At 70.4% G+C, this 13,025-nt stretch carries 11 protein-coding genes; 6 read left to right on the forward strand and 5 right to left on the reverse strand.

All coding sequences use genetic code 11. The features are described 5' to 3' along the window. The first annotated feature begins 1 nt into the window (after nucleotide 1). On the forward strand, nucleotides 2-829 hold the full coding sequence (gene kdsA / locus GGD88_RS10770) for a 3-deoxy-8-phosphooctulonate synthase (protein WP_184435360.1): 828 nt from the start codon (nucleotides 2-4) through the stop codon (nucleotides 827-829). A gap of 67 nt (nucleotides 830-896) precedes the next feature. After that, on the forward strand, nucleotides 897-2,174 hold the full coding sequence (gene eno / locus GGD88_RS10775) for a phosphopyruvate hydratase (RefSeq protein WP_184435310.1): 1,278 nt from the start codon (nucleotides 897-899) through the stop codon (nucleotides 2,172-2,174). 163 nt (nucleotides 2,175-2,337) lie between these two features. Here the strand turns inward: eno and GGD88_RS10780 are convergent, their stop codons facing one another. Next, complete coding sequence (locus GGD88_RS10780) at nucleotides 2,338-3,018, reverse strand: cation efflux transmembrane domain-containing protein (RefSeq protein ID WP_184435313.1); 681 nt, start codon at nucleotides 3,016-3,018, stop codon at nucleotides 2,338-2,340. Between the two features lie 84 nt (nucleotides 3,019-3,102). Between GGD88_RS10780 and GGD88_RS10785 the strand changes: the two genes are divergently transcribed. Then, nucleotides 3,103-3,525: a MerR family transcriptional regulator gene (locus GGD88_RS10785; RefSeq protein WP_184435314.1), complete on the forward strand. Its 423-nt coding sequence runs from the start codon at nucleotides 3,103-3,105 to the stop codon at nucleotides 3,523-3,525. 9 nt (nucleotides 3,526-3,534) lie between these two features. Here the strand turns inward: GGD88_RS10785 and GGD88_RS10790 are convergent, their stop codons facing one another. Continuing rightward, on the reverse strand, nucleotides 3,535-4,191 hold the full coding sequence (locus GGD88_RS10790; RefSeq protein ID WP_184435316.1) for an NUDIX domain-containing protein: 657 nt from the start codon (nucleotides 4,189-4,191) through the stop codon (nucleotides 3,535-3,537). A gap of 93 nt (nucleotides 4,192-4,284) precedes the next feature. Here GGD88_RS10790 and GGD88_RS10795 point away from each other — a divergent pair, with 93 nt between their 5' ends. Next, nucleotides 4,285-5,529 (forward strand): bifunctional alpha/beta hydrolase/OsmC family protein, encoded by a 1,245-nt coding sequence (locus tag GGD88_RS10795; protein WP_184435318.1) that lies wholly within the window; start codon nucleotides 4,285-4,287, stop codon nucleotides 5,527-5,529. A gap of 12 nt (nucleotides 5,530-5,541) precedes the next feature. On the opposite strand, the gene GGD88_RS10800 is transcribed toward GGD88_RS10795, so the two are convergent. After that, the gene (locus GGD88_RS10800) at nucleotides 5,542-6,660 is read right to left on the reverse strand and encodes an aminotransferase class I/II-fold pyridoxal phosphate-dependent enzyme (protein WP_184435321.1); all 1,119 of its coding nucleotides are present in this window, start codon (nucleotides 6,658-6,660) and stop codon (nucleotides 5,542-5,544) included. Nucleotides 6,661-6,769: 109 nt separating this feature from the next. Next, on the reverse strand, nucleotides 6,770-7,684 hold the full coding sequence (locus GGD88_RS10805) for an isocitrate lyase/phosphoenolpyruvate mutase family protein (protein ID WP_184435323.1): 915 nt from the start codon (nucleotides 7,682-7,684) through the stop codon (nucleotides 6,770-6,772). 109 nt (nucleotides 7,685-7,793) lie between these two features. Here GGD88_RS10805 and GGD88_RS10810 point away from each other — a divergent pair, with 109 nt between their 5' ends. Then, nucleotides 7,794-8,696: a LysR substrate-binding domain-containing protein gene (locus tag GGD88_RS10810; protein WP_184435324.1), complete on the forward strand. Its 903-nt coding sequence runs from the start codon at nucleotides 7,794-7,796 to the stop codon at nucleotides 8,694-8,696. Here the strand turns inward: GGD88_RS10810 and GGD88_RS10815 are convergent. After that, on the reverse strand, nucleotides 8,626-9,108 hold the full coding sequence (locus GGD88_RS10815; protein ID WP_184435326.1) for an OsmC family protein: 483 nt from the start codon (nucleotides 9,106-9,108) through the stop codon (nucleotides 8,626-8,628). The two genes, GGD88_RS10810 and GGD88_RS10815, sit on opposite strands and share 71 nt — an antisense overlap. A gap of 771 nt (nucleotides 9,109-9,879) precedes the next feature. On the opposite strand from GGD88_RS10815, the gene GGD88_RS10820 reads away from it, so the two are divergent. Next, the coding region (locus tag GGD88_RS10820) for an Ig-like domain-containing protein (protein ID WP_184435328.1) at nucleotides 9,880-13,025 on the forward strand (3,146 nt) is incomplete at its 3' end.

Raw genomic sequence — 13,025 nt, forward strand, 5'->3', positions numbered from 1 at the left:
GATCGTCGTCGGCGCGCATGTCCTGGCCAACGACCTGCCCCTGGCGCTGATCGCCGGGCCGTGCCAGATGGAAAGCCGCGCCCACGCGTTCGAGGTGGCCGAAGCCCTGGTCGAGATCACCGACCAGCTCGATCTCCCGTTCATCTTCAAGACCTCGTTCGACAAGGCCAACCGGACCTCTCTGGCCGGGCCGCGCGGCATGGGCCTGGAGCGCGCGCTGCCGGTGTTCGCCGAGATCCGCGAGGCGCTGGGCTGTCCGGTGCTGACCGACGTGCACGATGCGGCGCAGTGCGCCCGCGTCGCCGAGGCGGTGGACGTGCTACAGATTCCGGCGTTCCTGTGCCGCCAGACCGACCTTCTGGTGGCGGCGGCGCGCACCGGGCGGGTGGTCAACGTCAAGAAGGGGCAGTTCCTGGCGCCCTGGGACATGAAGAACGTGGTCGCCAAGCTGGACGGCACCGGCAACGGTCGCGTTCTTGTCACGGAACGCGGGGCCTCCTTCGGCTACAACACCCTGGTCACGGATATGCGGGGGCTGCCCATCATGGCGCGGGACACGGGGTGCCCGGTCATTTTCGACGCGACCCACTCGGTGCAGCAGCCGGGCGGGCAGGGCGGCCGCTCCGGCGGCCAGCGCGAGTTCGCGCCGGTGCTGGCCCGGGCCGCGGTGGCGGTGGGGGTGGCCGGCGTGTTCATCGAGACCCATCCCGATCCCGACCGGGCCCCCTCCGACGGCCCGAACATGATCGCTCTGCGCGATCTGCCCGACATCCTGAGCGTGCTCACGGCCCTCGACCGGGTCGCCAAGGCCCACCCCGTGAGCCTCTAACCAAGCCTTCCGACCAAGCTCCGCAACGTCCCGCCCCGACGGGCCTCTTCGACGGGAGACCGACATCATGGCCGAGATCATTGATATCACCGCGCGCGAGATCCTGGATTCCCGCGGTAATCCGACCGTGGAGGTGGACGTGGTGCTGGAGTCCGGCGCCATGGGCCGGGCCGCCGTGCCCTCCGGGGCGTCGACCGGCGTGCACGAGGCCGTCGAGTTGCGCGACGGCGACACCGGCCGCTACGGCGGCAAGGGTGTGCTGCGCGCGGTGGAGGCCGTCAACGGCGAGATCTTCAGCGCCCTGTCCGGCATGGAGGCCGACGAGCAGCGCCTCATCGACCAGACCATGATCGACCTGGACGGCACGCCGAACAAGAACCGCCTGGGCGCCAACGCCATCCTGGGTGTCTCGCTGGCGGTCGCCAAGGCCGCCGCCGAGGAGTCCGGCCTGCCGCTGTACCGCTACATCGGCGGTGTGTCCGCCTGCACCCTGCCGGTGCCGATGATGAACATCGTCAACGGCGGTCAGCACGCCGACAATCCGATCGACATTCAGGAGTTCATGGTCATGCCGGTGTCGGCGGCCAGCGCGGCCGACGCCGTGCGCATGGGCGCCGAAGTGTTCCACGCCCTCAAGAAGCAGCTCAAGGACGCCGGGCACAACACCAACGTCGGCGACGAGGGCGGCTTCGCCCCCGGCCTGAAGAGCGCCGACGAGGCCCTGGGCTTCATCATGAAGTCGATCGAGGCGGCCGGCTACACGCCCGGCGAGGACATCATGCTGGCGCTCGACGCCGCCTCCAGCGAGTTCTTCAAGGACGGCCAGTACGTGCTGGAGGGCGAGGGCAAGACCCTGGATGCGGCCGGCATCGTCGACTACTACGCCGACCTGTGCGACCGCTACCCGATCCTGTCGATCGAGGACGGCTGCGCCGAGGACGACTGGGACGGCTGGAAGCTGCTGACCGAGCGCCTGGGCGGCCGGATCCAGCTCGTTGGCGACGACCTGTTCGTGACCAACCCGCAGCGGCTGGCCGACGGCATTCGCCGGGGTGTCGGCAACTCCATCCTGGTCAAGGTCAACCAGATCGGTACCCTGACCGAAACCCTGCGCGCGGTGGAGATGGCGCACAAGGCGGCCTACACCGCCGTGCTGTCGCACCGCTCGGGCGAGACCGAGGACAGCACCATCGCCGACATCGCGGTGGCCACCAACTGCGGCCAGATCAAGACCGGCTCGCTGTCGCGCTCCGACCGCATGGCCAAGTACAACCAGCTCATCCGCATCGAGGAGGAGTTGGGACCGCAGGCGGTCTACGCCGGGACGTCCATCCTGCGCGGCTGAGATCTGTCGAACAGCGCCCACGCAGGAGCGTGGGCGCAAGAGCCCTTCTGTCTCGGTCCCACGCTCCCGCGTGGGACCGCGTCGCCTGTAGGCGCCCACGCGGGAGCGTGGGCGAAAGACCTGTGTTTCTCGGTCCCACGCTCCCGCGTGGGACCGCCGGGCCTCACTCCGCCGCCGAAGGGCGGGCCACCGGATCGTGATCGTGCGCAGGGTCTGACTTTGGCAGGGCGCACTCCTCCCGCCGTTCGGCCAGCGCCTGGCGGATGATGCCCACCGACGAGGTCAGGAACAGCCCGGCCAGCACCGCCGCCACCACCAGGTCGGGCCACGGTGTCGCCGTCACGCCCACCAGCACGCCGGCGCCGATCACGCCCACGTTGCCGATGGCATCGTTGCGGCTGCACAGCCACACCGACCGCACGTTCGAATCGCCGTTGCGATAGCGCAGCAACAGCAGCGCGGAGACGAGATTGGCGACGAACGCCAGCACGCCCACGGTGCCCATGACCACCTCGTCCGGCTGCGCCACCACGAATACCCGGTAGAGGCTGCCACCCAGCACCACCGCCGCCATGACCGCCAGGCTGACCCCCTTGAGCAGCGCGACGGTGGCGCGCGTGCGCAGCGACATCCCGATGACCGCCAGCGACAGGGCATAGGTCACGCTGTCGCCCAGGAAGTCGAGGGCGTCCGCCTTCAGCGCCATGGACTGCGCGTAGAGGCCGCTCGACATCTCCACCGCGAACATGGTGGCGTTGATGGCGATGATGATCAGCAGGATCCGTCGGTAGGACCGCGAGACCCCGTCGAACCGCACGTCATGGGAACAGCCGCATCCCGACACGACCTCTCTCCTCATCTTGCCTCGGAACCATTCGCACCCAAGATGGATCCTGGAGTCACTCGAGGTTCAAGAGGGAATGTGCAGATGAATATCGGGACGCTGGCGCGCCGCACCGACACCAAGGTGGACACGGTGCGCTACTACGAGCGCATCGGGCTGCTCCCGGCGCCGGCCCGCACGGCCGGCAACCACCGTGTTTATGGCGACGAGCATCTGACCCGGCTGGCCTTCGTGCGCGGGGCGCGTCGGCTGGGGTTCACCCTGGACGAGGTGCGCGAGCTGATCGCCCTGGGCGGCCATGCCGAGCGGTCCTGCGACGACATCCATGCGGTGGCCCACCATCACCTGCAGGAGGTCGACCGCAAGATCGCTCACCTGCACCGGCTGCGCGACGAGTTGGCCCACCTGGTGGAGCAGTGCGAGGGGGGCGTCGTCGAGCATTGCGGGGTTCTGGAGGCGCTGCCGCAGGTGGAGGCGGCGGACGCGGCGCCGGCGACGCGGACCTGACGGGCGCGTCTACTGGTCGGCGGCCCGCCAGCGCGCCCGCAGATCGGCATGGTTCAGGGCCAGCCACTGTGCGGCGATCAGGATGGTGGCGTTGTCGAGCCGGCCGGCCCGCATCGCCGCGAACAGGTCGGCCACGGGCACGACGACCGGGCGGATGTCCTCGTTCTCCTCGGCCAGGCCGTGGATGCCGGCGACCCCCCCGGCATCGACCCGGCCCACGTAGAGCGTCACCGTCTCCGACGTGCATCCGGGTGACGACAGCCAGGTCTGGACCCGCTCCAGCGCGGTGACCCGGCAGCCGCTTTCTTCCTGGGTCTCGCGTGCCGCCACCTCGGCCTCGGTCTCGCCGGGGTCGATGATGCCGGCGACCACCTCCAGCAGCCATGGCCCCATCCCGGCGCCCAGGGCGCCGACGCGGAACTGTTCCAGCAGCACCACGGCGTCGCGCACCGGGTCGTAGGGCAGCACGGCGACGGCGTGGCCCCGCTCCAGCAGTTCGCGGGTGATCGGCCGGCCCATGCCGCCGGCGAACAGGGCATGGCGCAGCACGTAGCGGTCGATGCGGAAATAGCCCTGGAAGGCTGCATCACGCTGGTCGATCCCCACATTGTCCGGTGAGGCATTCAGGCTGTCGCGGGTGCGGGGCGGATCCTCGGGGCGTGTCATGGCGGGCGTCCTCTGGCGTGCGGCCGGCGTTCCCGTGCAGGCCTATCCGCCCGTCGGGCGCGGCGCAACACCCCGAGAGGATGGCAGGACAGCATGACCACCCACAGCGAGAAGATCACCTTTCCCGGTGCCCACGGCCACCCCCTGGCGGCGCGACTGGACGCGCCGACCGGCGCGGTGAAGGGGTACGCCCTGTTCGCGCACTGCTTCACCTGCTCCAAGGATATCTTCGCCGCCTCGCGCATCGCCGGGGCGCTGGCCGAACGGGGCATCGCGGTGCTGCGCTTCGACTTCACCGGCCTGGGGGCCAGCGAGGGCGAGTTCGCCAACACCACCTTCAGTTCCAACATCCAGGACCTGATCGCCGCCGCAGACTGGCTGCGCGAGACCCGGCGCGCGCCGGCGCTGCTGATCGGTCACAGCCTGGGCGGCGCGGCGGTGCTGGCGGCGGCGCCCCGGATCCCGGAGGCGACGGCGGTGGTGACCATCGGTGCGCCCAGCGGCGTGTCGCACGTCACCCATCACTTCGCCGACGCGCTGGAGGAGATCCGGGTCAAGGGCATGGCCGAGGTCACGCTGGCCGGGCGGCCGTTCACGATCAGCCGCCAGTTCGTCGAGGACACCGAAGAGCACGACCTGCTCGACACCGTCGCCGGCCTGCGCACCGCGCTGCTGCTGTTCCACGCGCCGCGCGACCAGACGGTGGGGATCGACAACGCCAGCCGGATCTTTCAGGCGGCCAAGCACCCGAAGAGCTTCGTCAGCCTGGACGACGCCGACCACCTGCTGACCCGCAAGGCCGACGCGGTCTATGTCGCCGACGTCATCGCCGCCTGGGCCTCGCGCTATGTCGCCGACGGCAGCGGCGACGAGACCCACACGCTCGACGACGCCGTGGACCCCGGCACCGTGCTGGTGACCGAGGCCGGCGACGGCCCCTTCGCCCAGACCGTGCGGGTGGGCCGCCACGTGCTGCGCGGGGACGAGCCGGTGGACGTCGGCGGACGCGACAGCGGCCCCACGCCCTACGACTTCCTGCTGGCGGCGCTGGGCACCTGCACCGCGATGACGATCCGCCTGTATGCCGACCGCAAGAAGATCGCGCTCGACGGCGTGGGTGTCTCCCTGTCGCACCGCAAGGTGCACGCCCGGGACTGTGGCGACTGCGAGGCCACCGATGCGAAGATCGACGAGATCGCGCGCACCCTCGAACTGCGCGGGGACCTGGACGCGGACACCCGGGCGCGTCTGCTGGAGATCGCCGATCGCTGTCCGGTCCATCGCACCCTGAACGGCGAGGTCAGGGTGCGCACGCGCCTGCGCGGCGAGGACGCCTGACCACGCCGGCGGTCAGGCCGTGACGGCGGCGAGGACGCGGTCCAGCGCGTCCATGACAGTGCGGGCCTGGTGTGGGGCGATGTCCCGGAAGAAGGGCAGGCCGAGGCACTGCCGGGCCAGCCGACCGCCGTGCTCGGTGCTGTCCCACGGACAGGCGGCGAAGGCGGGGTGTTCGTGCAGGGCCAGTGGCCACCACCGGCGCGTCAGGATGCCGTGCGTCCCCAGCCCGGCCTCGACGGCGCGGGCGTCGTGGTCGGGCAGCCGGACCACCAGCACCGACCCCACCCAGCGCTGGCCGAATCCGGCCTGCGTGACCAGGTCGTTGCGGGCCAGCAGCGGCGCGTACAACGCGGCCGCGTCCCGCCAGCTTGCGCGGGTGTCTGGCCAGGCATCGAGCGCCGCCAGGGCCACGGCGGCGCCGTATTCGCTCAGCTTGCCATTGAAGGCATGGGCCTGGGCCACGGCGAGGCCAGAGAAGCCGAAGTTGACGATCGGCCGGATGCGGTCGAGCAGGGCGGTGTCGGTGGCGACCACCAGGCCGCCCTCGCCGGCGCCCAGCGCCTTGGTGGCGTGCAGCGAGACCACGGCGGGGATGTCGCAGGCGGTCCAGGTGTCGAAGCCGGCGGCCGCGTCGACGATCACCGCCAGGCCGGTCTCGGCTCGGAAGGCGCGCCAGCCGTCCACGTCCAGCGGCGCGCCGAAGGGGGAGACCGGCATCACCGCGGTGATGCGGGCGTGGCCGTCGTTCAGCACTGCGCTCACCCGCGCTGGGGTCAGCGTCCAGGTGTCGGGGTCGACGTCCACCAGGTACGGCACATGCCCGGCCAGGGCAACGGCATGGGCGGTGGCGCAGAAGGTCCACGAGGGCACCGCGATCAGGCTGCCCTTGGGCAGGTCGAGCGCGATCAGGGCGGCGGCCAGGCCGGCGGTGCCGTTGCCGACCGACACCACGCCGCCGGGCGGCGCGTCCAGCGCGGCTGCCATGCGCCGTTCGAGCTGCTGCACCAGCGGCCCGTGGTTGGAGTACCAGCGCGTCCGGTCGATCTCGGTCAGATAGGGTGCGATCGCCGGCAGCGGCGGCAGCAGCGGCCGCATCACCGGCACGGTGTCCCGTGTCGTCGTCTGGTCCATGGTCTCGCCTGCCCGTCACGGCCTGGGGCGGATTGCCATCCCCCCAGGCTCGCACCGGGCCGGTAAAGGAGCCCTTAATCCGGAGTCGCACCGGCGGCGGCCCCAGGACTCACCGGGGAGACCCCTGGGGGGCTGCCGGGGGGCACAGCGCGCGGGCCGCGCCCACGAAGCCGCCGAGGGCGGCGCGGGCCAGGGCGGCGCCGACCTCGATGCGGTGCACGCCGGCCTGGATCAGGGCCGGCACGTCGGCCGGTGTCCCCTCCGGCCCGAGCATGACCGCCAGCGGTGTGGCCACGGTGGCCCGGACGGTCCGGACCTGATCCAGGGTGGTCAGCCCGGCGATGGCGACCACATCGGCACCGGCGGTCGCGTAGGCGCTCACCCGCCGGATCGCCTCGTCCAGGTCGCCGCCGTGCAGCAGGGTCTCGGTACGCGCGGTCACCAGGAAGTCGCGGGCGGGGCGGGCCGCCCGCACCGCGGCCATGCCGTCGCTCATGTGCCGGAGGCTCAGCAGGGGGCGGCCGGCGCGCCCGCTGTCATCCGATACCGTCACCCCGCACAGGCCCAGGTCGAAGGCGCGCCGCACGGCGCGCCCCCAGTCCGCCGGGCTGGCGCCCCGGCCGGTGGCGATGTCGGCCGTCACCGGCAGGTCGGCGCCCTCGACCACGTCGCGGGCCTGGAACAGGGCCTGGTCCCGGGTCAGGTCGAAGCGGGTCGCGGTGGTCGCCGCGGCCACCGGGAACCCGCCCGGGCTGGCGGCCAGCGCCTGGAAGCCCAGAGAGCGCAGCAGGGCGGCGCTGCCGGCGTCCCAGGCCGCCGGCAGCAGCAGGCCGCGGGAACCGGTGTGCAGGGCGCGGAAGCGGGCCATGCGGCGGGCCTGGGCCGGCAGCGGCCCGCGCGCCGGCGCCGCGGCCTCGATGGCCCGACGGCGCGCGCGGTCGCGGTGATCGGCAAGGTCCGATCCGGGGACGTGGCGACCGACGCGGGCGGCCGCGAACAGCGTATCGGCGAGGATGGGCGTCATGGGGATCCCTCCCGAGAGGACGTTTCGATACCGCCACGATACGACCCTCGCCCTCATCACGGAAATTCGTTAATTTCATGCACAAGATGAACAGAATTGATGGTGCGGCATGCAGCGCGACCTCGACCTTGACCTGTTGCGGACCTTCGTCGCGGTGGCGCATCACCGCAACTTCACCCGCGCGGCGGCCGGTATCGGGCGCACCCAGTCCGCCGTCAGCATGCAGATCCGTCGCCTGGAGGCGATCGTCGGGGTGGCGCTGTTCGAGCGTACCCGCACCGCCGTCACCATCACTCCGGCGGGCGAGACGCTGCAGGGCTATGCCCACCGCCTGCTGCGCCTGAACGACGAGGCGCTGGCGCGGCTGCGCGAGCCCGAGGTCAACGGCCTGGTGCGGATCGGGGCCCCGGACGACTACGCCACCTGCCTGTTGCCGCCGGTGCTGTCCGCGTTCTCCAAGGCGCATCCGCTGATTCAGGTCGAGGTCACCTGCGAGGGCAGTCAGGATCTGCGGCCGCGGCTCGACGACGGGCGGCTCGATCTGGCGCTGGTCACCCAGGCGCCGGACGCGCCCGGCGGGCAGGTGATCCGGCGTGAGCCGCTGCATTGGGTGGCGGCCCCGGATTTCGTCTTCGATCCGGCCGCGGTCGTGCCGCTGGCGGTGGCGCCGCAGGGCTGCGCCTGTCGGGCGCTTGCGTTGGCGGCGCTGGACGCGCAGGACCGGCCGTGGCGCATCGCCTACACCACCCGCAGCCTGGCGCTGATTCAGTCGGCGGTGACCGCCGGCCTGGGCGTCAGTGTCCTGGAGGCGTTCAGCATCCCCGCCGGCCTGGTGATCCTGGACGGGCGCGACGGCTTCCCGCCGTTGCCGGACGTGCTGATCGCGCTGTACCGGGCGAGCGGACGCGCCTCCCGGGCGGTTGACCTGGCGGCGGACTACATCATGCGGGCGCTGGGGCCGAGTCCCCGTCCAGCAGAGTCTCGATCTCTGTCCGTAGCGAGTTCGCGATGAAACAGGCGTGGTGCGCCCGCTCATGCAGCGCGCGTTCCGTCGCCCGGTCCGGCGTCGAGGCGTGGTAGCGCACCCGCGGCCGCAGGCGGATGCGCGTGATCGCGAGCCGGCCCTCCGCGTCCTGGCCCATCACGCCCTCGGCGGCGTCCTGGTAGTCCGCCACCGGGTGGCCGGCGTCGGCCGCAAAGTGTAGGAAGAACAGCATGTGACAACTCGCGGCGGCGGCGACCAGCGCCTCTTCCGGGTCCACGTAGGCGGGCGTGGAGTGGGGCGGCGGGACCACATGCGGCGAGGACGAGGCCTTGACCTCGGCGCCGCCGTCGAACCGCCAGACATGCGCCGTGCCGTGCCGCTGACCCGGACCGGTGTTGCCCGCGCGCTGCCAGTGAACGGAGGCGGTGTGCAGGGACATGACGCTTCTCCCGTCTGGAGACGACCGCCGCGGCGCGCGGCGGCCCGGGCCCGGCCGCGCCGGATGCCGTCCCAGGGCTATGCCGCGACGGCCTTGATGACAAACGGGAAAATCTCACGGGGCCGATAAGGACCGCTCAGGCTGACGAGTCGGCCCCGGACCGGTCCGCCCTGCACTCGAATGACGGGCGGAACCACGACATATCGCCGGCGCCGTGCAGGCGGCGAGAGCCGCGCGCCCTGCCAAACCCCCCAGGTGTGGTTCTCACGCAACGGGCGAGGTCCAGCCGGACCCGATCGGTCGAACCAGGGACATTTGTCTTGTATTTTACGCGCTTTTTTGTCACGGATTCCGTTGGGGGGCTGGATCAAATCACCCTGAATAAACCTACCAAAGTGCGTTGTATCGAGTGGGCAACAATTCGAGTCTGTCAGGCGCTATCTGAGGACGTACAAAGAAAAGGGCGCTCGTCGTCTCTTGGAGGCCAAGAGAAATTCGGAGTGAACAATGACAATAAAATTTCGTCCTCTAGTTGAGATTACCTTAAGTGCGTCCGGCGACCACCCCCTCGGGCGCACGTCCACGCCCCTGCTCCTGCTTTGCCGCCGAGCGCTCTGCCGCCGCGCCTCAGTCCGGTCCCCGAACCGGGCGACGGGTCCGGCGCGACGCGGGCGCGCCCCCGTCCGGTCCGTATCACGGGCGGTCCAATCCTGATCCCGCCCGGCCGGGTTCGCCGGCCGAACAGTCACGTGTCACAAGGAACCAGGTCCCATGGCGACTCCGGAACAGACGCAAGGTCTCAATGCCCTGATCGCGGTCATGTTCAACGCCGCGCCCGGCGCCACGAACATCGCCGACTTCGAAGCCTCGCTGGATGGCGGCGCGTCCTACGTCGATATCGCGAACAGCCTGGCCGCGACCCCGATGTTCAACGGGCAGTTCGACGGGACCGACGACGCGGTCGGCCGTTTCCTGGCATCGCACCTGGGGTTGTCGGTGGACAGCGCCGCATTCGCCGAGGGCCGGGCCTTCATCGAGGGCCGGCTGGCGGCCGGCGCCACGGTGGGCGAGGTGATGGTCGAGGTGACCAACTACCTCCTGTCTGGGTCCGTGTCCGCCGGGTTCCAGGAGGCGGCGCAACGGCTGGCCAACCGTGTGGAGGTGGCGGACGCCTACAACACCGGCGAGTCGAGCCCGGCGACCAGCCTGCTGGGCCTGCAACTCGTTCTCGATGACGTGGACGCCACGGCCGAAAGCGTTGCCCAGGCCCGCGCCGAGATCACGGCGGGCACGGCCGACGAGAGCGTCGGCCTCGCCATCGACGGCTACGTCGCCGGCGCCACCATCTGGGCCGATCTGAACGGCAACGGGCAGCTCGACGCCGGGGAGCCCCAGACGACCTCCGATGACGAAGGGAACTACGATTTCGGTGGTTCCGTCGGTGGACCGCTGCTGTCCGACGGCGGGACCGACACCGCGACCGGACTGACGGTCCAGGGCACCCTGCGTACGCCGGCGACCGGCGACATCATCTCGCCCCTCACCACACTGGCGGTGCTGGTGGACGAGCAGCTCACCGACGGTCCCGTCGAAGCGGCCGATTTCATCAAGCAGGCGCTCGGGCTGCCCGATATCGACATCTACACCTACGATCCCATCGCCGTGCTGAACGACGACACCGCGACCGAGGCCGAGAAGGCCGAGGCGCTCGCGGTACAGCAGAAGATCGCCCAGGTGGTGATCCTGGTCGGCCGCGCCGGCAATGACATCGCGGCCGAGACCGGGGATGACGCCGACGCCGCCACCGACCGCGCCTACGCGGCCCTAGCGACCGAAATCGCCGACGCGGCGCGCGGGGCCGGCTATACGCCCGAGACCATCGACAGCCCGACCACGACCATTGACGCCTTCGACCTCACGGATGGTGGCGCGGGTGGCCTGCTGGAACAGGTCGTTCAGACCGCCCTGAGCAACACGCCGGGCGGCGAACAGTTGGCGGACGACGACCAGACCACCGGCGGCATCGCCGGCGGCATCGGTGGCTTCAACGGCCAGGCGGGCGGCACCGGGAACCTCGACGACCTCAACGACGTCGTGCGCGACGCTCTCGGCGGGGACGCCGATGACGGCGACGGTGACGGCGATGACGGTAATGGTGACGGCGATGGCGATGGTGACGGCGACGGCGACGGCGACGGCGATGGTGACGGTGGCGAGGTCGATGGACCGGGCGGCGGGAACGGCGGCCCGATCGCCGTGGCGCCCAACGCCGAGGATGACGCCTTCCAGGTGTCTGAGGATGGCGACCTTGCCGGCAACGTACTCGCCGACAACGGATCCGGTGCGGACTCCGACGCCAACGACGACCCGCTGACCGTTGCGTCGATGAGTGAAGGGGCGTTGGGCTCCGAGGTCACGCTGGGATCAGGTGCCCTTCTGCGGGTGGTCGCGAACGGCACCGTGGAGTACGACCCCAACGGATCCTTCGAGACGCTGGCGAATGGCGACACCGCCACGGATACCTTCACGTACACGGTCTCCGACGGGAACGGGGGCACCGATACCGCCACCGTGACGGTCACGGTGAGCGGCATTGACGACGCCCCCACCCTGACGGCCACCGGGTTCGATCATACGTTCCCCGGTGCGGAGCTCGAGGAAGAGCCGGAGCTTCCGGCCGACGAGCTCCCGATTGACCTCTCTCAGGCCCTTGTGGAGGCGGCTGGTACCCCGGCGTTCGATCTGTTCGGGGACGACGTCGATGTCTCGACCGTGGACAACGGCCAGACCCTGACGTCGGTGACGGTGGCCATAGAGGGTGTTCTGGATGGCAACGATGAAAAGTTGCTGATGCAGACGTATCCTTTGGTCACGCTGGATCTGGGCACGGCGGGAACCGAGTCTTTCGACCTCGCGCCGTTCGGGGCCTTCGACATCACGGTGGGTGTGAGCGGCACCACCACCACCGTCACCGTGACGAGCACGGATGGTGGAATTTCCGAGGGCGACTTTGAGGACCTTCTCAATGACCTCGCCTATCGCCACGACGGTGATCCCTGGACTCCCGGGGAGCGCACCTTTGCCGTCACGGAACTCGTGGATAGCGGCACCGATGCCGGCCCCAACGAGAACACGACCACGTTCGACGGCGACCTGACCGCATCGGTGACCTTGGTGAACGAGGCGCCGACGGTTGCGCTCGAGTCCACGGTGACCGAACTGCCTGAGGGCACGGATACCAGCGCGCGGGTGAAGATCGCCGACATCGTGGTCACGGATGACGGGATCGGCACCAATAGCCTGGCGCTGACCGGGACCGATGCCGGCGCGTTCGAGATCGACGGCACCGAGCTGTTCCTGAAGGCGGGCGAGGACCTGGACCACGAAACGCAGTCGAGCCTCGACGTCACCGTGACCGTGGACGACGCGGCGATCGGCGGCACGCCCGACGACACGGCCGACCTGACCCTGGACGTCACCAACGTGCCGCCGGCGTTCTCCAATGCACCGGACGGCAATCTGGTCACCCACGCCGAGAACAGCACGGCCGAGATCTTCGACTTCGACAGCACCGATCCCTTCGGCCCCAACGGTCCGGGGACGCGCGAATACTCCATCCATGGTGGCGCCGACGCCAGCAAGTTCGAGATCGACGCGGCCACGGGCGCGCTGCGCTTCACGGCCCCGCAGGACTACGAGACCCCGGGGGATGCGAATACGGACCGCGACTACGAGGTCGTGATCGGCGTCACGGAGGACCCGTCGTCGGGCGACATCGGGACGCTGGACCTTACGGTCCGACTGACGGACGTCGATGACACGGCGCCGACCGTGGGGGCAGCGCAGACGCTGTCGTACGACGAGAACCAGCCGGACACGGCGAGTGTGCTTGGGACGGTGTCGGCGTCGGACAACGT

The organism is Roseospira goensis (assembly GCF_014197795.1).
Lineage (GTDB): Bacteria > Pseudomonadota > Alphaproteobacteria > Rhodospirillales > Rhodospirillaceae > Rhodospira > Rhodospira goensis.

Bases quoted from the DNA above. Each gene is read 5' to 3' on its own strand.
- eno (WP_184435310.1), top strand. From the start codon at position 897: ATGGCCGAGATCATTGATATCACCGCGCGCGAGATCCTGGATTCCCGC.
- GGD88_RS10785 (WP_184435314.1), top strand. From the start codon at position 3,103: ATGAATATCGGGACGCTGGCGCGCCGCACCGACACCAAGGTGGACACG.
- GGD88_RS10790 (WP_184435316.1), bottom strand. From the start codon at position 4,191: ATGACACGCCCCGAGGATCCGCCCCGCACCCGCGACAGCCTGAATGCC.
- GGD88_RS10795 (WP_184435318.1), top strand. From the start codon at position 4,285: ATGACCACCCACAGCGAGAAGATCACCTTTCCCGGTGCCCACGGCCAC.
- GGD88_RS10800 (WP_184435321.1), bottom strand. From the start codon at position 6,660: ATGGACCAGACGACGACACGGGACACCGTGCCGGTGATGCGGCCGCTG.
- GGD88_RS10805 (WP_184435323.1), bottom strand. From the start codon at position 7,684: ATGACGCCCATCCTCGCCGATACGCTGTTCGCGGCCGCCCGCGTCGGT.
- GGD88_RS10810 (WP_184435324.1), top strand. From the start codon at position 7,794: ATGCAGCGCGACCTCGACCTTGACCTGTTGCGGACCTTCGTCGCGGTG.
- GGD88_RS10815 (WP_184435326.1), bottom strand. From the start codon at position 9,108: ATGTCCCTGCACACCGCCTCCGTTCACTGGCAGCGCGCGGGCAACACC.